This is a genomic window from Citrobacter sp. wls829 (assembly GCF_005280825.1).
Lineage (GTDB): Bacteria > Pseudomonadota > Gammaproteobacteria > Enterobacterales > Enterobacteriaceae > Citrobacter > Citrobacter gillenii.
On the sequence record NZ_SZWP01000058.1, the window covers coordinates 32,839 to 49,541 of the forward strand.

18 protein-coding genes are annotated in these 16,703 nt (G+C 55.7%); 10 read left to right on the forward strand and 8 right to left on the reverse strand.

Annotated elements, in window-relative coordinates; genetic code table 11:
- Positions 1 to 122 precede the first annotated feature (122 nt).
- The 5 genes from hypE to hypA all read right to left on the reverse strand — a co-directional run bounded on the left by hypE (position 123) and on the right by hypA (position 3,829).
- Positions 123 to 1,133 carry a hydrogenase maturation carbamoyl dehydratase HypE gene (hypE, locus tag FDW88_RS11845; RefSeq protein WP_137362610.1) on the reverse strand — a complete coding sequence of 337 codons (1,011 nt, stop codon included), beginning with the start codon at positions 1,131 to 1,133 and terminating at the stop codon, positions 123 to 125.
- Complete coding sequence (gene hypD, locus FDW88_RS11850; RefSeq protein ID WP_096755957.1) at positions 1,130 to 2,251, reverse strand: hydrogenase formation protein HypD; 1,122 nt, start codon at positions 2,249 to 2,251, stop codon at positions 1,130 to 1,132. Before hypD ends, hypE begins: the two co-directional genes overlap by 4 nt.
- Positions 2,252 to 2,524 (reverse strand): hydrogenase 3 maturation protein HypC, encoded by a 273-nt coding sequence (gene hypC / locus FDW88_RS11855; protein ID WP_096755958.1) that lies wholly within the window; start codon positions 2,522 to 2,524, stop codon positions 2,252 to 2,254. It lies immediately after the preceding gene.
- The gene (hypB, locus tag FDW88_RS11860; RefSeq protein WP_096755959.1) at positions 2,515 to 3,387 is read right to left on the reverse strand and encodes a hydrogenase nickel incorporation protein HypB; all 873 of its coding nucleotides are present in this window, start codon (positions 3,385 to 3,387) and stop codon (positions 2,515 to 2,517) included. The genes hypC and hypB overlap by 10 nt, the downstream gene beginning before the upstream one ends.
- A gap of 85 nt (positions 3,388 to 3,472) precedes the next feature.
- The gene (gene hypA, locus FDW88_RS11865; protein ID WP_096755960.1) at positions 3,473 to 3,829 is read right to left on the reverse strand and encodes a hydrogenase maturation nickel metallochaperone HypA; all 357 of its coding nucleotides are present in this window, start codon (positions 3,827 to 3,829) and stop codon (positions 3,473 to 3,475) included.
- A gap of 198 nt (positions 3,830 to 4,027) precedes the next feature.
- Here hypA and hycA point away from each other — a divergent pair, with 198 nt between their 5' ends.
- From hycA to hycI, 9 genes are all read left to right on the forward strand, one after another.
- Entirely contained in the window at positions 4,028 to 4,486 is a 459-nt protein-coding gene (gene hycA, locus FDW88_RS11870) for a formate hydrogenlyase regulator HycA (protein ID WP_096755961.1), read from the forward strand.
- A 144-nt stretch (positions 4,487 to 4,630) separates the two neighbouring features.
- Positions 4,631 to 5,242, forward strand: coding sequence for a formate hydrogenlyase subunit HycB (gene hycB / locus FDW88_RS11875; protein WP_096755962.1), 612 nt, complete (start codon positions 4,631 to 4,633; stop codon positions 5,240 to 5,242).
- Positions 5,239 to 7,065 (forward strand): formate hydrogenlyase subunit 3, encoded by a 1,827-nt coding sequence (gene hycC / locus FDW88_RS11880; RefSeq protein WP_137362611.1) that lies wholly within the window; start codon positions 5,239 to 5,241, stop codon positions 7,063 to 7,065. Before hycB ends, hycC begins: the two co-directional genes overlap by 4 nt.
- 2 nt (positions 7,066 to 7,067) lie before the next feature.
- The gene (locus FDW88_RS11885) at positions 7,068 to 7,991 is read left to right on the forward strand and encodes a respiratory chain complex I subunit 1 family protein (RefSeq protein WP_096755964.1); all 924 of its coding nucleotides are present in this window, start codon (positions 7,068 to 7,070) and stop codon (positions 7,989 to 7,991) included.
- Positions 7,992 to 8,008: 17 nt separating this feature from the next.
- Positions 8,009 to 9,718, forward strand: coding sequence for a formate hydrogenlyase subunit HycE (gene hycE, locus FDW88_RS11890; RefSeq protein WP_096755965.1), 1,710 nt, complete (start codon positions 8,009 to 8,011; stop codon positions 9,716 to 9,718).
- 9 nt (positions 9,719 to 9,727) lie between these two features.
- Positions 9,728 to 10,270 carry a formate hydrogenlyase subunit HycF gene (hycF, locus tag FDW88_RS11895; RefSeq protein ID WP_115257624.1) on the forward strand — a complete coding sequence of 181 codons (543 nt, stop codon included), beginning with the start codon at positions 9,728 to 9,730 and terminating at the stop codon, positions 10,268 to 10,270.
- Entirely contained in the window at positions 10,270 to 11,037 is a 768-nt protein-coding gene (gene hycG, locus FDW88_RS11900) for a formate hydrogenlyase subunit HycG (protein ID WP_115257625.1), read from the forward strand. The genes hycF and hycG overlap by 1 nt, the downstream gene beginning before the upstream one ends.
- Positions 11,034 to 11,444 (forward strand): formate hydrogenlyase maturation HycH family protein, encoded by a 411-nt coding sequence (locus FDW88_RS11905; RefSeq protein ID WP_115257626.1) that lies wholly within the window; start codon positions 11,034 to 11,036, stop codon positions 11,442 to 11,444. The genes hycG and FDW88_RS11905 overlap by 4 nt, the downstream gene beginning before the upstream one ends.
- Positions 11,437 to 11,907 (forward strand): hydrogenase maturation peptidase HycI, encoded by a 471-nt coding sequence (gene hycI, locus FDW88_RS11910; RefSeq protein ID WP_117343181.1) that lies wholly within the window; start codon positions 11,437 to 11,439, stop codon positions 11,905 to 11,907. Before FDW88_RS11905 ends, hycI begins: the two co-directional genes overlap by 8 nt.
- 67 nt (positions 11,908 to 11,974) lie before the next feature.
- Here the strand turns inward: hycI and FDW88_RS11915 are convergent, their stop codons facing one another.
- The 3 genes from FDW88_RS11915 to ascF form a co-directional block, all read right to left on the reverse strand.
- Positions 11,975 to 12,214 carry a SymE family type I addiction module toxin gene (locus FDW88_RS11915; RefSeq protein ID WP_115257628.1) on the reverse strand — a complete coding sequence of 80 codons (240 nt, stop codon included), beginning with the start codon at positions 12,212 to 12,214 and terminating at the stop codon, positions 11,975 to 11,977.
- 194 nt (positions 12,215 to 12,408) lie between these two features.
- Positions 12,409 to 13,833, reverse strand: a complete 1,425-nt coding sequence (locus FDW88_RS11920) for a 6-phospho-beta-glucosidase (protein WP_135911523.1) — start codon at positions 13,831 to 13,833, stop codon at positions 12,409 to 12,411.
- A 22-nt stretch (positions 13,834 to 13,855) separates the two neighbouring features.
- The gene (gene ascF / locus FDW88_RS11925) at positions 13,856 to 15,310 is read right to left on the reverse strand and encodes a PTS cellobiose/arbutin/salicin transporter subunit IIBC (protein WP_117343183.1); all 1,455 of its coding nucleotides are present in this window, start codon (positions 15,308 to 15,310) and stop codon (positions 13,856 to 13,858) included.
- 263 nt (positions 15,311 to 15,573) lie between these two features.
- Between ascF and FDW88_RS11930 the strand changes: the two genes are divergently transcribed.
- Entirely contained in the window at positions 15,574 to 16,587 is a 1,014-nt protein-coding gene (locus FDW88_RS11930; RefSeq protein ID WP_115257631.1) for a LacI family DNA-binding transcriptional regulator, read from the forward strand.
- Positions 16,588 to 16,703 lie beyond the last annotated feature (116 nt).

Genomic DNA, 16,703 nt, shown 5'->3' on the forward strand with positions numbered 1-16,703 from the left:
CCAGGAAGCACCAACGGTGCAAAAACGGTAAATGAATTATAGGTATAAGTTGAAAATTATTGTCGGATGGCCAGGGTACGCCATCCGTAGGCCCGGTAAGCGAAGCGCCACCGGGCAATATATCAGCATATGCGTGGGAGTGGTTCGGCGTGTGGTAAATCAAGAGTTCGCTTCACGCCGTACAGTCCGGCCAGACGAACGCCTTTACGTTCCACCACTTCACCAATCAGCGCTGCATCGCGGCCCAACGGATGCGCGTGTAGCGCGGCAAGCACGCTTTCTGCGGCCTGGCGTTCCACGGCGATAACCAGTTTGCCTTCGTTGGCAAAGTTGAGCGCATCCAGACCGAGCAGTTCGCAGACGCCACGTACCGCTGGCTTCACCGGCAGGGATGATTCGGACAATTCAATGCCGAAGCCGCAGGCCGCCGCAAACTCGTGGGTGACTGCATTCACGCCGCCGCGAGTGGCGTCGCGCAGCGCTTTCACGCCGGGGATGTCACGCAGCGTCTGAATCAGCGGCGTTAACACCGCGCAGTCGCTGACCAGTTCACCGTCCAGCCCCAACTGCTCGCGCAGGTTAAGGATGGTTGCGCCGTGGTCGCCGAGCGTTCCGCTGACCAGCAGCACATCGCCTGGGCTCAGGGTTTGTGCACCCCAGTGGATATTAGCGGGGATCGCGCCCATTCCGGCGGTGTTGATAAACAGTTTGTCCGCCGCGCCGCGCTGCACCACCTTGGTGTCGCCGGTGACGATGGCAATGCCCGCTTCGCGCGCGGTGGCCGCCATGCTGTTGACCACGGTTTTCAGCGTGTCCATCGGCAGGCCTTCTTCGAGGATAAACCCGCAGGAGAGGTAGCGAGGGATCGCACCACTGACGGCGACGTCGTTAGCCGTACCGCAGACAGCCAGCTTGCCGATATTGCCGCCAGGGAAGAACAGCGGATCAATCACGTAGCTGTCGGTCGAAAATGCCAGACGGTCGCCTTCAGCCATCAGTTGCGCCAGATCCAGACGCGCCTGATCTTCTTGTTCCGCCAGCCACGGATTGGCAAATGCTTCCATAAACAGGCTATTGATCAATTGTTGCATAGCCTGACCGCCGCTACCGTGGGCGAGTTGTACGCTGTTCATGCTTCACACTCCTGCTGACGATACTGATACCAGGCGGCACACGCGCCTTCGGAGGAGACCATCAGGGCGCCAAATGCGGTCTCCGGATTACAGGTTTTACCAAATAACGGGCACTGATGCGGTTTACATCTGCCGGTCAGCACCTCGCCGCAGCGCGCGCGCGGGTCGTCATACACCTGCTGTGGCGCCGGTTTGAAATGTGCTTCGGCATCAAAACGTTGGTAGTCAGGCGTCAGATGAACGCCGGAGGATTCGATAACGCCCAGACCGCGCCATTCGCTGTCGCCATCGACGCAGAACACCTCGGCGATAGCCTGCTGCGCCAGGGCGTTACCGGCATCCGGCACCACGCGACGGTACTGGTTTTCAACCTGGCTGTGGTCGGCAATTTTCTGCTCAATCAGCATTACCACGCCTTGCAGCAGATCGAGCGGTTCGAAACCGGCGACCACCAGCGGGCGATGGAAATCGGAGGCGATGAAATTATAGGCATCGGTGCCAATGACCATGCTGACGTGACCCGGTGCTAAAAAGGCGTCAATACCGTTATCTGGCTGTTCCAGCAGGCTGCGCAGTGTTGGGATCAGCGTAATGTGCTGACAGAAAAAGTAGAAGTTTTGCACGTCACGCTGTCTTGCCTGCTGGAGCGTGATGGCGGTCGTCGGCATGGTGGTTTCAAAACCCAGACCAAAGAACACGACTTTGCGGGTCGGGTTTTCCTGCGCCATCTTCAGGGCATCCATCGGCGAATAGACGATACGGATATCTGCGCCACGCGCTTTGGCCTGCAGCAGCGACCCCTGTTTTCCCGGGACGCGCATCGCGTCGCCAAAGGTGCAGAAAATCACTTCCGGGTGGCTGGCAATTTCTACGCAGCTGTCAATTCTGCCCATCGGCAGCACGCAAACCGGGCAGCCGGGGCCGTGAATAAACTCCACGTTTTCAGGCAGCAGTTGGTCAAGACCGAATTTGAAAATAGCGTGGGTATGGCCACCGCACACTTCCATAATGCGCAGCGGACGTTCAGCGGTGTAGGGGAGGTGAGCAGCACGTTCACACAGGTGGTCAATCAACTGCATCACCTGTTCTGGTGCGCGATATTCGTCAACGAAACGCATTTATTTTTCCTCGCCGTACAGCAACGCGCCGACATCCGGCTCAACGTCAAACATGTTTTGCAGCGCCTCGAGCGTGTCGCGCGCTTCAGCCTCATTAATGATGCTCATGGCAAAACCAACGTGCACCAGGACCCATTGCCCCAGACGTGGTTGACCGTGCTCATCACAACTACCGACCAGCGTCAGGTCGACGTCGCGCTGAATACCGCAAACATCGACCTTGGCCTGGTTTCCCTCAATGGTGCGGATCTGACCCGGAACACCTATGCACATCGCTGCGTCTCCAGCCAGGAGAGCCATTGATCCATGCCTTCACCGCTGGTGGCGGAAATCAGGATGATCTCAATTTCCGGGTTCACTTCCCGGGCGCTGGCGATGCATTGTTCAACATCAAAATTGAGGTACGGCAGCAGGTCGACTTTGTTGAGTAGCATCAGCGAGGCGGCGGCAAACATATGCGGGTATTTCAACGGTTTGTCTTCGCCTTCGGTAACGGAAAGCACCGCCACTTTATGACGTTCGCCGAGGTCGAAGCTCGCCGGGCATACCAGGTTACCGACGTTTTCAATGAACAGAATACCGTTGTCTGCCAGCGGCAGTCGCGGCGCGGCATCGGCAATCATTTGTGCATCAAGATGGCAGCCTTTACCGGTGTTCACCTGGATGGCGGGCGTACCGGTGGCGCGAATACGCGCGGCATCGTTAACCGTCTGCTGGTCGCCTTCGATCACCGCACACGGCACGCTGTCTTTCAGCTTCATCAATGTTTCGGTTAACAGCGTTGTTTTACCGGAACCGGGGCTAGAGACCAGATTCAGCACCAGATGCTGACGGGCGGCGAAGCGGGCGCGGTTACGCTCGGCCAGACGGTTGTTCTTGTCCAGCACGTCAATTTCCACTTCCAGCATACGGCGCTGGCTCATGCCTGGCGCGTGGGTGCCGGCTTCACCATGACCGTAGTGTAAATCGCCTTCTTCAGTTTGGCTCGGGGTGAAACTGGCGGTCTTCACTCCGGTAATATTCAGCGCCGGACGAGCGGCCGGGGCAAATGGCGCGCTGCGAAACGCCGAGTGGGGGTTATGTTCATCACCCTCTATATAAAGGTTGCCTTCAGCGCAACCACATGTCGTACACATCGCTCACTCCTGATCTATTGCTTGTTACTCGCTTTTTGCCGGATGGCGACGCTAACGTCTTATCCGGCCTACTTTGTCACCAGCTTTAATCTTCAGCATCGCCTATTTCAATTCGTCGAATCTGCAGGCCGTCATCGGCCACGATTCTTAGCATGTCGCTGTGACATTGCGGACAACGGCGCACGCGCTGGGTCAGTAAGGTGACGTACTGCTGGCATGTTTCACACCAACATTCGGCTTCTTGTTCTTCGAGGTGGAGTTTACAACCTTCTGCAAGGGTGCCACGGCATACCAGATCAAAACAAAAGGCGAGAGCGCTGGTTTCTACGCAAGAAAATGCGCCAATTTTGAGCCAGACCGCAGTAACCCGTTTTGCACCGTGTTGCGTAGCCTGTTGTTCAATCAATTCCAGTGCCCGTTGGCAGAGGGTTATTTCGTGCATATCGCCTCCCATGTTGTTATCGGGATAAAAGCAAAAAACATGCCAAACTGAATTTTTTCACCCGTGACAATGACGACGATGACGAAATGACATGTCGTCACGACCAGTAAATTACCTATCTATATGAAATATAATCAATTAAATATTGGCATGAAACGTGCTTAACGCTGAATGTCTCTGCTAAACGGGTAACCTGACATGACTATTTGGGAAATAAGCGAAAAAGCCGATTACATCGCTGAACGGCATCGTCGCCTACAGGACCAGTGGCGTATTTATTGCAACTCGCTGGTACAGGGGATCACCCTGTCGAAAGCGCGTTTACATCATGCGATGAGCTGCGCGCCGGACAAGGACCTGTGCTTTGTCTTGTTTGAGCACTTCGTTATCTACGTCACGCTGGCGGACGGCTTTAACAGCCATACCATCGAGTACTACGTTGAAACGAAAGATGGCGAAGATAAGCAGTTGATTGCACAGGCACAACTGTCTCTCGACGGCAAGGTCGATGACCGTATCAGCAACCGCGATCGGGAACAGGTGCTGGAGCACTATCTCGAAAAAATCGCCAGCGTCTACGACAGCCTGTACACCGCGGTTGAAAACAATATGCCAGTGAATTTAAGCCAACTGGTAGAGGGTCATAGCCCGGTTTAAGCCTCGGGTGTGTCCACGTAAGTCATGATGCGGTGCGTATGCTGCGTCACGACAGTTTAGGGAATGGGCATGTCGATAAGTGTCGAAAATGACATTTGATAGACATGTTTTCGTCAAAAATGACTATCACCTGAGGAATGCCTGGTGAATCGTTTTGTAATTGCTGACTCCACTCTTTGTATCGGCTGCCACACCTGTGAAGCCGCCTGCTCAGAGACACATCGCCAGCATGGCCTGCAGTCAATGCCGCGCCTGAAAGTGATGCTAAATGAAAAAGAATCTGCGCCGCAGCTTTGCCACCAGTGTGAAGATGCGCCTTGTGCCACCGTTTGTCCGGTCAATGCGATTAACCGTGTCGATGGTGCCGTACAGCTGAATGAAAGCCTGTGCGTGAGCTGCAAACTGTGCGGGATCGCCTGTCCGTTTGGGGCCATTGAGTTTTCAGGCAGCCGTCCGCTGCATATCCCGGCGAACGCCAACACGTCAAAAGCGCCTCCTGCTCCGCCAGCACCAGCTCGCGTCAGCACGCTGCTGGACTGGGTGCCGGGTATTCGCGCCATTGCGGTGAAATGCGACTTGTGTAGCTTTGATGAACAAGGTCCGGCCTGCGTGCGCATGTGCCCAACGCAAGCCCTGCATCTGGTGAGCAATATGGACATCGCCCGCGCCAGCAAACGTAAGCGTGAGCTGACGTTCAATACCGACTTCGGCGATCTCACCTTGTTTCAGCAGGCTCAGAGTGGGGATGCAAAATGAGCGCAATTTCACTGATTAACAGCGGCGTGGCCTGGTTTACGGCGGCGGCGGTTCTGGCATTTCTGTTTTCGTTTCATAAGCCGTTAAGCGGCTGGATCGCCGGTGTCGGCGGTGCTGTGGGTAGCCTCTGTACGGCGGCTGCGGGGTTCCTCGTACTGACCCGCGCCGTTGCGGTTAGCGGCGTGATGCCGTTTATCGGTCATAGCCTGCAAATGTCGCCGCTAAACGCTATCTGGCTGATTACGCTGGGTCTGTGCGGCCTGTTCGTCAGCCTGTACAACATCGACTGGCACCGTCACCCGCAGGTAAAAGCCAACGGACTGCTGGTTAATCTGCTGATGGCGGCGGCGGTGTGCGCGGTGGTTGCCAGTAATCTCGGCACGTTGGTGGTGATGGCGGAAATCATGGCGCTGTGTGCGGTGTTCCTGACCGGGTGCAGCAAAGAAGGCAAGCTGTGGTTTGCGCTGGGTCGTGTCGGTACGCTGCTGTTGGCGATCGCCTGCTATCTGGTGTGGCAGCGCTACGGTACGCTGGAACTGCGCTTGCTCGACCTGCGCACTCAGCAGCTGCCGCTCGGCTCTGATATCTGGCTGTTGGGTGTGGCGGGCTTTGGTCTGCTGGCCGGGATTATCCCACTGCACGGTTGGGTGCCACAGGCACACGCCAACGCCAGTGCACCGGCGGCGGCGCTGTTCTCTACCGTGGTAATGAAGGTGGGTCTGCTGGGTATTCTGTCCCTGTCGCTGCTGGGCGGTAATGCACCGCTGTGGTGGGGCGTTACGCTACTGGTGCTGGGGATGATCACCGCGTTTATCGGCGGCCTGTATGCCCTGATGGAGCACAACATCCAGCGTCTGCTGGCGTACCACACGCTGGAAAACATCGGCATTATCCTGCTGGGTCTGGGTGCTGGCGTGACCGGTATTTCCCTTAACCAACCGGCACTGATCGCACTTGGCCTGACCGGCGGTTTGTATCACCTGGTCAACCATAGCCTGTTCAAAAGCGTCCTGTTTTTGGGCGCAGGCAGCATCTGGTTCCGCACCGGTCACCGTGATATCGAGAAACTGGGCGGTATCGGTAAACGTATGCCGGTGATTTCTCTGGCGATGCTGGTTGGCCTGATGGCGATGGCCGCGCTGCCGCCGCTGAACGGCTTTGCCGGTGAGTGGGTTATCTATCAATCCTTCTTCAAGCTGGGTAACAGCGGCGCGTTCATCGGTCGTCTGTTAGGACCGTTGCTGGCTGTCGGTTTGGCAATTACCGGTGCGCTGGCGGTGATGTGTATGGCGAAAGTCTACGGTGTGACGTTCCTAGGCGCACCGCGCACGAAGGAAGCGGAAAACGCCTGCTGCGCACCAATCCTGATGAGCGTGAGCGTGGTTGCGTTGGCTATCTGCTGCGTGATTGGCGGCGTTGCTGCCCCGTGGTTGCTGCCGCTGATTTCTGCCGCTGTTCCGCTACCGCTGGAAACGGCGAATACTACCGTATCTCAGCCGATGATCACGCTGCTGCTGATCGCGTGTCCGCTGCTGCCGTTCATCATCATGGCTATTTTCAAAGGCAACCGCCTGCCGTCACGTTCACGCGGTTCCGCGTGGGTGTGTGGTTACGATCACGAGCAGTCAATGGTGATCACTGCGCACGGCTTTGCCATGCCGGTTAAAGAAGCCTTTGCTCCGGTACTCAAACTGCGTAAATGGCTGAACCCGGTATCCTGGGTTCCGGGCTGGCAGAACGCGGCGGCACCGGTGTTGTTCCGTCGCCTGGCGCTGATTGAGCTGGCGGTGCTGGTGGTGATTGTGGTTTCACGAGGAGCCTGAGAATGAGTGTTTTATATCCGTTAATTCAGGCGCTGGTGCTGTTTGCCGCGGCGCCGCTGTTGTCCGGTATTACCCGCGTGGCGCGTGCGCGTTTGCATAACCGCCGCGGTCCGGGCGTGTTGCAGGAATATCGCGACATTATCAAGCTGCTGGGCCGTCAGAGCATTGCGCCAGCGGATTCCAGCTGGGTCTTCCGCCTGACGCCGTTTGTGATGGTGGGCGTTATGCTGACTATCGCTACCGCGCTGCCGGTGGTGACCGTGGGCTCGCCGCTACCGCAACTGGGTGATTTGATCACGCTGATTTACCTGTTTGCCATTGCCCGCTTCTTCTTTTCTATCGCCGGTCTGGATACCGGTAGCCCGTTCACCGCTATCGGCGCCAGCCGTGAAGCGATGCTCGGCGTACTGGTGGAGCCGATTCTGCTGCTGGGCTTGTGGGTGGCGGCGCAGGTTGCTGGTTCGACCCACATCAGCAACATTGCCGATACCATTTATCACTGGCCTGCCGCGCGTAGCATCCCGTTGATTCTGGCGCTGTGCGCCTGTGCCTTCGCCACCTTTATCGAAATGGGCAAGCTGCCGTTCGACCTCGCGGAAGCCGAGCAGGAGTTGCAGGAAGGTCCGCTGACCGAATACAGCGGCAGCGGTTTTGCGGTGCTCAAGTGGGGTATCAGCCTCAAGCAACTGGTCGTTTTGCAAATGTTTGTCGGCGTGTTCCTGCCGTGGGGGCAGATGGAAACCTTCACTGCGGGCGGGCTGCTGCTGGCGCTGGTGATTGCTGTCGTTAAGCTGGTCCTCGGCGTGCTGGTCATCGCCCTGTTTGAAAACAGCATGGCGCGTCTGCGTTTTTGCGCCACTTCACGCGTGACCTGGGCCGGTTTTGGGTTTGCGTTTTTAGCCTTCGTCTCCTTGCTGGTGGCGTGATTTAAGAGAGTTTGAACATGTCTGAAGAAAAAGTAGGTCAACACTATCTCGCCGCTCTGCACCAGGCCTTCCCGGGCGTGGTGCTGGATGAAGGCTGGCAGACCAAAGATCAGCTGACCATCACCGTGAAGGTCAACTATCTGCCGGAAGTAGTTGAATTTCTCTACTACAAACAGGGCGGCTGGTTGTCGGTGCTGTTTGGTAACGACGAACGTCAGCTGTGTGGCCATTACGCCGTCTACTACGTCATGTCGATGGAACAGGGCACCAAGTGCTGGATAACCGTTCGCGTAGAAGTTGACGCCAATAAACTGGAGTTCCCGTCCGTGACGCCGCGCGTACCGGCCGCCGTTTGGGGCGAGCGTGAAGTGCGCGATATGTACGGCTTGATCCCGGTAGGGTTACCGGACGAACGCCGTCTGGTACTGCCGGATGACTGGCCGGACGAACTCTATCCGCTGCGTAAAGACAGCATGGATTACCGTCAGCGCCCGGCGCCGACTACCGATGCCGAAACCTACGAGTTCATCAACGAACTGGGTGACAAGAAAAATAACGTGGTGCCGATTGGCCCACTGCACGTCACCTCCGATGAACCGGGTCACTTCCGCCTGTTTGTTGATGGCGAAAACATCATCGACGCCGACTACCGTCTGTTCTATGTCCACCGCGGCATGGAGAAACTGGCGGAAACCCGTATGGGTTATAACGAAGTGACGTTCCTGTCGGATCGCGTATGCGGTATTTGCGGTTTTGCCCACAGCACCGCGTACACCACCTCCGTGGAAAATGCGATGGGGATTGTGGTGCCGGAACGCGCGCAGATGATCCGCGCCATTCTGCTGGAAGTGGAACGTCTGCACTCGCACCTGCTGAACCTTGGCCTGGCGTGCCACTTCACCGGCTTTGACTCCGGCTTTATGCAGTTCTTCCGTGTGCGTGAAACGTCGATGAAAATGGCGGAGATCCTCACCGGGGCGCGTAAAACCTACGGCATGAACCTGATCGGCGGCATCCGTCGTGACCTGCTGAAAGAGGACATGATCCAGACGCGTCAGCTGGCGCAGCAGATGCGTCGTGATGTACAGGATCTGGTCGACATGCTGCTCAGTACGCCGAACATGGAACAGCGCACCGTCGGCATTGGTCGTCTGGACCCGGAAATTGCTCGTGACTTCAGTAACGTCGGCCCAATGGTGCGTGCCAGCGGCCACGCGCGTGATACCCGCGCGGACCACCCGTTCGTCGGTTACGGTTTACTGCCGATGGAAGTGCACAGCGAGCAGGGCTGCGACGTTATTTCCCGTCTGAAAGTGCGTATCAACGAAGTCTATACCGCGCTGAACATGATCGACTTTGGCCTCGATAACCTGCCGGGCGGCCCGCTGGCGGTGGAAGGCTTTACCTATATTCCGCACCGCTTCGCGCTGGGCTTTGCCGAAGCACCGCGTGGCGATGACATCCACTGGAGCATGACCGGCGACAACCAGAAGCTGTATCGCTGGCGCTGCCGTGCGGCCACCTACGCCAACTGGCCGACGCTGCGTTACATGCTGCGCGGTAACACCGTCTCCGATGCCCCGCTGATTATCGGTAGCCTCGATCCTTGCTACTCCTGTACTGACCGTATGACCGTGGTCGATGTACGTAAGAAGAAAAGCAAAGTCGTGCCGTACAAAGAACTTGAGCGCTACAGCATCGAGCGTAAAAACTCGCCGCTGAAATAAGGAATCGCCATGTTTACTTTTATCAAAAAAGTCATCAAAACCGGGGCACCAACGTCGTCCTATCCGCTGGAGCCGATTGCGGTTGATAAAAACTTCCGCGGTAAGCCGGAACATAATCCGCAGCAGTGTATTGGCTGTGCGGCCTGTATCAATGCGTGCCCATCTAACGCGCTGACAGTAGAAACAGATCTGGTCACCAATGAGCTGGCGTGGCAGTTCAACCTCGGTCGCTGTATTTTCTGTGGCCGCTGTGAAGAAGTCTGCCCGACGGCGGCGATCAAGCTGTCGCAGGAGTATGAGCTGGCGGTATGGAAGAAAGAAGATTTCCTGCAGCAGTCTCGTTTTGCTCTGTGTAATTGCCGCGTCTGTAACCGTCCTTTTGCGGTGCAAAAAGAGATTGATTACGCCATTGCGTTACTGAAGCACAACGGTGATTCCCGTGCGGAAAATCACCGTGAAGGCTTTGAGACCTGCCCGGATTGTAAGCGCCAGAAATGCCTGGTGCCGTCTGACCGTATTGAACTGACTCGCCATATGAAAGAGGCCAGCTGATGAGCAATTTATTAGGCCCACGTGATGCCAACGGAATTCCGGTCCCGATGACCGTGGATGAATCCATTGCCAGCATGAAAGCGTCATTGCTGAAAAGCATCAAGCGTTCAGCGTACGTTTACCGCGTCGACTGCGGTGGCTGCAACGGTTGCGAAATCGAAATCTTCGCCACCTTGTCCCCGCTGTTTGACGCCGAACGTTTTGGCATCAAAGTGGTTCCGTCGCCGCGCCATGCGGATATTCTGCTGTTCACCGGTGCGGTAACCCGCGCGATGCGTTCTCCGGCACTGCGTGCCTGGCAGTCTGCCCCGGACCCGAAAATTTGTATCTCCTATGGGGCCTGCGGCAACAGCGGCGGTATCTTCCACGACTTATACTGCGTATGGGGCGGCACCGACAAAATTGTTCCCGTGGATGTTTATATTCCTGGTTGCCCACCGACGCCTGCCGCCACGCTGTACGGCTTCGCGATGGCGCTTGGCCTGCTGGAGCAGAAAATTCACGCACGTGCACCAGGCGAACTGGACGCACAGCCTGCGGAAATTTTGCACCCGGATATGGTTCAGCCGCTGCGTGTGAAGGTCGATCGCGAAGCACGTCGTCTGGCGGGTTATCGCTATGGTCGTCAGATTGCCGATGACTATATGAATCAGTTGGGGCAGGGTGAGCAACAGGTGGCGCGCTGGCTGGAAGCGGAAAACGATCCGCGTCTGACCGAGATCGTCACGCATCTTAATCATGTTGTAGAAGAGGCGCGTATCCGATGAGTGAAACGGTGGTGTTCAGTCAACTGAGCCGTAAGTTTATTGATGAGAACGATGCAACGCCCGCCGAGGCGCAGCAGGTTGTCTATTACAGCCTGGCGATTGGTCACCACTTAGGCATAATCGACTGCCTGGAAGCGGCGTTAACCTGCCCGTGGGATGACTATCTGGCGTGGATTGCCACGCTTGCCGAAGGAAGCGAAGCTCGCCGTAAGATGGAAGGCGTACCGAAGTACGGTGAAATCGTCATCGATTTTAACCATGTGCAGATGCTGGCGCGCGCGTTTGATGACGCGCTCGCCGCGCAAACGCCGCAGCAGCAGGAATGGAGCAAGCTGGTGCTCAGCATGCTGCATGACATTCACCAGGAAAGCGCCATCTATCTGATGGTGAGGAGACACCGTGACTGACGTTTTATTGTGTGTCGGCAACAGCATGATGGGTGACGACGGTGCGGGTCCGCTGCTGGCAGAAATGTGTGCCGCTGAGCCTAAAGGTAACTGGGTGGTCATCGACGGCGGAAGTGCGCCAGAAAATGACATCGTCGCGATCCGCGAACTGCGCCCGGAACGTCTGCTGATTGTTGATGCCACTGACATGGGACTCAATCCCGGCGAGATCCGCATTATCGATCCCGATGATATTGCCGAGATGTTCATGATGACCACCCATAATATGCCGTTGAACTATTTGGTTGATCAGCTCAAAGAGGATGTTGGCGAGGTGATTTTCCTCGGCATTCAACCGGATATTGTCGGCTTTTATTACCCGATGACACAGCCAATCAAAGAGGCGGTCGAGACCGTGTATCAGCGATTAGCCGGTTGGGAAGGCCATGGCGGATTTGCTGAGTTAGAAGCGCCAGAAGAGTAAGCATTCCCAGCGCCGGATGTCAGCCACGCTCGGCATCCGGCCTGTTCCGCCTTTACATATCCAGCCGTTATTCAGTTGCCTGCTCAATAATTAATTTCCCCTGCATCACCGAAACATTCACCTCTGTGCCGGTCGGAAAACCCGCCTGTTCCAGCCAGTCGCCATTCAGCGTTAATGAGGCGTGTCGACTGATACGCAGGGTGAATCCGGTACGGCGATCTTCGTAGCGTCTTCTGACGTAACCCACTTTTAAACGACGAACGGGTTTGGCGATAATCATTGGTGTTTGAACATTATCAGTAGACATGAACGTTTCCTTGTTACGAACGGTGAAAAGTAAAAACTACTGAATAAAATGCCAGTAATAATGCGCGACAGCAAACCGCAGAATGGAATGACGATCCAGAAAAATGAATGTAAAAAATGAAACGGGAAGGAAGGGAGGATGTTTGTGGCGGGTGATCATGTGGGCCGGATAGCAAGCGCCATCCGGCCCGACGATCAGTCCAGCTCAGCCCCGTTGCTGGCGATCACTTTTTTGTACCACCAGAATGATTTCTTGCGAGTACGCGTCAGCGTGCCATTGCCTGCGTCATCGCGGTCGACATAGACAAAACCGTAGCGTTTGCTCATCTCGCCGGTGGAGGCGGAAACCAGATCGATACAGCCCCAGGTGGTGTAACCCATCAGCGGCACGCCGTCTTCAATGGCGTCTGCCATGGCGCGAATATGGTCGCGTAAATAGCGGATGCGATAGTCGTCGTTGATCTCACCGTTGGCATCGATTTCATCTTTTGCCCCCAGTCCGTTCTCCACCAGAAACAGCGGTTTCTGGTAGCGGTCATACATCATGTTTATGGTGATGCGCAGACCCAGTGGGTCAATGCCCCAGCCCCATTCGCTGGCTGCAATGTACGGATTGCGCAGCGACTTCACCACGTTGGCGGCGCTGGTGTTGCCGGTGTTCATTTCTGCCGAGGCGCAGCGCGAGGCGTAATAGCTGAAGGAGACAAAATCGACGGTATTTTTCAGGATGTCGTCATCTTCCGGGGCTTTCTCAATCACTACGCCCTTGTCACGAAACACGCGGGCTGAGTAGGCGGGATAAGCACCACGCGCCTGTACATCAATAAAGAACAGGTTTTCACGGTCCTTTTCCAGCGCGGTCCACACATCTTCAGGTTTGCACGAGTAGGGGTAAAAGTTTCCGCCCGCCAGCATGCACCCGACCTGGTTGTGCGGATTGATTTCATGGGCGATTTTGGTTGCCAGTGCGCTGGCAATCAGTTCGTGGTGCGCGGCCTGGTATTTCACCTGATCCTGATTTTCACCCGCTTCAAACACCAGTCCCGCGCCGGAAAAAGGGCTGTGCAGCAGGATGTTGATTTCATTGAACGTCAGCCAGTATTTCACCAGACCATCAAAGGCCTCGAAGCAGGTACGGGCGTAGCGGGTGAAAAACTCCACCATTTTGCGGTTACGCCAGGAGCCATACTCGGTGACCAGGTGCATCGGTACATCAAAGTGGCACAACGTCACCAACGGCTCAATACCGTACTTTTTGCACTCGGCAAACACCGAGCGATAAAAATCAATGCCTTCCTGATTTGGCGTCAGTTCATCCCCGTTCGGATAGAGCCGACTCCAGGCAATTGAGGTACGAAACACCGTGAACCCCATTTCTGCCATCAGGGCGATATCGTCTTTATAGCGATGATAAAAATCAATCGCTTCATGGCTGGGATAAAACTCGTCATCCCGCAGTTGAACGCGCTTTTCCTGACCCAGTTTAACCGGCATTCGATGTGCGCCGTGGGGGATCATATCCACGGTAGTCAGCCCTTTGCCGCCTTCCCGATACGCCCCTTCAGACTGGTTGGCGGCCAGTGCGCCGCCCCATAAAAATCCTTGCGGAAAAACAGACATAATAAACCTCAGTTAGTATCCGTCAGATGCTGGCGCCATTGATATTTCCCGGCTGCGCAGCCTGATTTTTTCTGGCCTGCGCGGCCGCATCTTCGACGGGAATATCCTCAAAGCCGAGCAGCAGCGTTAAGACAAACGACAGCACTACCGCCAGCGCCATGACGCCAAATACCCAGACAATGGTCATCGGATTGGCCGGGTCAAAAAACTGTACGCTGGTGAACAGACCTGGTGCAGCCATCGAGTGGCTTGCCAGTCCGGCCATCCCGGCTACGGCACCGCAGATAAAGCCGCTGATAAGACTGGCAATCAGCGGACGTTTCAGGCGTACCGCCACGCCGTACAGCGCCGGCTCGGAAATCCCTGCCATAATGGCGGAGGCCGCCGCGGCTAACGCTGTCTGACGCAGTTCCGGGTTTTTGGTTTTCCAGGCGACCGCTAAAGAAGATCCACCCAGCGACAGGTTGGCGCCAATTTCAGACGGCATAACCATGCCTTCTTTACCGGTTTCGGCAATGGTTTGAATAATGGTGGGGGTAAAGACGCGGTGCATGCCGGTCATTACCAGAAGCGGCCACAGTGCGCCCATAATGGCCACCGACAGCCAGCCCAGATAACCGTGAATGGTGTACACCAACGCGGAGATCGCGCTGCCGATCCAGATGCCAATTGGGCCAATTAAGACGATGGCGAGCGGGGCGGCGATCAGCACGATCAGCATTGGTTTCAGGAAGTTTTTGGTTACGGCTGGCGTGATGCGATCCACCCACCGTTCGATGTACGACAGGCACCAGGTCATGACCAGCGCCGGGATCACCGTGTAGGTGTATTTCACCGCTGTGACCGGGATCAGCGCGAACTCAACGTGCTCGCCCTGTGCGGCCTTAGCCATCAGATCAATAAAGCTCGGATGCACCAGCACGCCCGCAATAGCAATAGCCAGCGACATGTTGGTTTTGAATTTAATGGCGGCAGAGGCGGCGACCATCAGCGGCAGGAAGAAGAATGCGCCGTCGCCAATCACTGTCAGGATCGTCAGCGTCGAGGAGCCTTTTTGCAGCACGCCGGTCATTTCGAGGATCATTGCCAGCAGTTTCAGCATCGATCCACCGATAATCGCCGGGATCAGCGGTGACATAGTGCCGATCAGCGCATCAAGGATCCCTGCCCCAATACGCTTGAGCGTCAGTTTGGGTTTGCCTGCGGGGTCGCTGGGCTGCATATCGCCCGGCAGCAGGCTGACGACCTCGCGATACGCCTGGGACACGGTATTACCAATGATCACCTGGCACTGATTGTCGCTACGCACTACGCCGAGTACGCCATTAAGCGTTTTTAACGTGGCGCTGTCGACCTGCGAATCATCTTTGATAACGAAACGTAAACGGGTCATGCAGTGGGTTACTGCGGTGATGTTCTCGACGCCGCCCAGAGCCGTCACAACCGAGCGCGCCAGCGCTGCATAATTTTTAGACATCGGATTTAATCCTGTTTTATCAGTAGGGTAGGTAATGTCTTACCGTTTATTTTCGTCTCATGTTGGTGATGATGAAACATTGATAGGAAACCGGTTCCACAAAATCATGTTTAATTTATACTATTTATACAAGATTATATTTTGATCATTTTTTGTATTTGTGACTACGATCACCAGATAACGCGTTCTGCGATTGAGCAGCAAGGACAGCGGTGAAACGGTGCAGTACACTGCGTCACATTGCGTGAAAAGGGATGAGTAAGATGACCACGATGTTGGAAGTGGCGAAGCGTGCTGGCGTGTCGAAAGCTACGGTTTCCCGGGTGCTTTCGGGGAACGGCTACGTCAGCCAGGAGACCAAAGACCGCGTGTTCCAGGCTATTGAAGAGAGTGGCTATCGTCCCAATTTGCTGGCGCGCAGCCTGGCGGCGAAGAGCACGCAGACGCTGGGTCTGGTAGTGACCAACACCCTGTATCACGGCGTTTATTTTAGCGAGTTGCTATTTCACACTGCGCGTATGGCGGAGGATAAAGGACGCCAGCTTCTGCTTGCCGACGGTAAACATAGTGCCGAGGAAGAGCGTCAGGCGATTCAATATCTGCTCGACCTGCGCTGTGATGCTGTCATGATCTATCCGCGTTTTCTCAGTGTGGATGACATCGATGAGATTATCGATGCACACGCCCAGCCCATTATGGTGCTTAACCGACGCCTGCGTAAAAACACCAGCCACTGCGTCTGGTGCGATCAAAAACAGACCAGCTTTAATGCCGTCACGCAGTTGATTCGCGCCGGGCATACCGAGATTGCTTTTATCAGCGGCTCAATGGATTCGCCCACCGGCGTGGAGCGACTTTCCGGTTACAAAGACGCGCTGGCGCAGCACGGCATTCCGTTGAATAATGATTTGATTGTGAAGGGTAAATGGACGCCAGCCTGTGGCGCTGAAGGCGTTAAAACCTTACTTTTACGCAAGGTGAATTTCACCGCGCTGGTGGCCAGCAATGATGATATGGCGATTGGCGCGATGAAGCAGTTGGACGAGCAGGGCATTAATGTTCCCGCGCAGGTGTCGGTGATTGGTTTCGATGATATAGCCCTTGCGCCGTACACCATTCCGGCGCTTGCCAGCGTCAAAATCCCGGTCACGGAGATGGTCCAGGAAACCATAGGACGCCTGATCTTTATGTTGGACGGCGGAGCCTTTACGCCAGCGAAAAACTTTACCGGCGAGCTTATCCCTCGCGCCTCTCTTGCCCCGACACTTTCACGCTGATGCTGTCATTTGTCATCGTCACTAGTGACGATGACAGGCAGTTTTGCAGCGGAGTAAAATAAAAATCCTTTAATAACAGTGTATTAAATTCTGGCACGATTTATGAATGTTTCGGC

What these genes read in the sequence shown, in the direction of transcription:
- hypE (WP_137362610.1), bottom strand. Translation starts at nt 1,133, where the DNA reads ATGAACAGCGTACAACTCGCCCACGGTAGCGGCGGTCAGGCTATGCAA.
- hypD (WP_096755957.1), bottom strand. Translation starts at nt 2,251, where the DNA reads ATGCGTTTCGTTGACGAATATCGCGCACCAGAACAGGTGATGCAGTTG.
- hypC (WP_096755958.1), bottom strand. Translation starts at nt 2,524, where the DNA reads ATGTGCATAGGTGTTCCGGGTCAGATCCGCACCATTGAGGGAAACCAG.
- hypB (WP_096755959.1), bottom strand. Translation starts at nt 3,387, where the DNA reads ATGTGTACGACATGTGGTTGCGCTGAAGGCAACCTTTATATAGAGGGT.
- hypA (WP_096755960.1), bottom strand. Translation starts at nt 3,829, where the DNA reads ATGCACGAAATAACCCTCTGCCAACGGGCACTGGAATTGATTGAACAA.
- hycA (WP_096755961.1), top strand. Translation starts at nt 4,028, where the DNA reads ATGACTATTTGGGAAATAAGCGAAAAAGCCGATTACATCGCTGAACGG.
- hycC (WP_137362611.1), top strand. Translation starts at nt 5,239, where the DNA reads ATGAGCGCAATTTCACTGATTAACAGCGGCGTGGCCTGGTTTACGGCG.
- FDW88_RS11885 (WP_096755964.1), top strand. Translation starts at nt 7,068, where the DNA reads ATGAGTGTTTTATATCCGTTAATTCAGGCGCTGGTGCTGTTTGCCGCG.
- hycE (WP_096755965.1), top strand. Translation starts at nt 8,009, where the DNA reads ATGTCTGAAGAAAAAGTAGGTCAACACTATCTCGCCGCTCTGCACCAG.
- hycF (WP_115257624.1), top strand. Translation starts at nt 9,728, where the DNA reads ATGTTTACTTTTATCAAAAAAGTCATCAAAACCGGGGCACCAACGTCG.
- hycG (WP_115257625.1), top strand. Translation starts at nt 10,270, where the DNA reads ATGAGCAATTTATTAGGCCCACGTGATGCCAACGGAATTCCGGTCCCG.
- FDW88_RS11905 (WP_115257626.1), top strand. Translation starts at nt 11,034, where the DNA reads ATGAGTGAAACGGTGGTGTTCAGTCAACTGAGCCGTAAGTTTATTGAT.
- FDW88_RS11915 (WP_115257628.1), bottom strand. Translation starts at nt 12,214, where the DNA reads ATGTCTACTGATAATGTTCAAACACCAATGATTATCGCCAAACCCGTT.
- FDW88_RS11920 (WP_135911523.1), bottom strand. Translation starts at nt 13,833, where the DNA reads ATGTCTGTTTTTCCGCAAGGATTTTTATGGGGCGGCGCACTGGCCGCC.
- ascF (WP_117343183.1), bottom strand. Translation starts at nt 15,310, where the DNA reads ATGTCTAAAAATTATGCAGCGCTGGCGCGCTCGGTTGTGACGGCTCTG.
- FDW88_RS11930 (WP_115257631.1), top strand. Translation starts at nt 15,574, where the DNA reads ATGACCACGATGTTGGAAGTGGCGAAGCGTGCTGGCGTGTCGAAAGCT.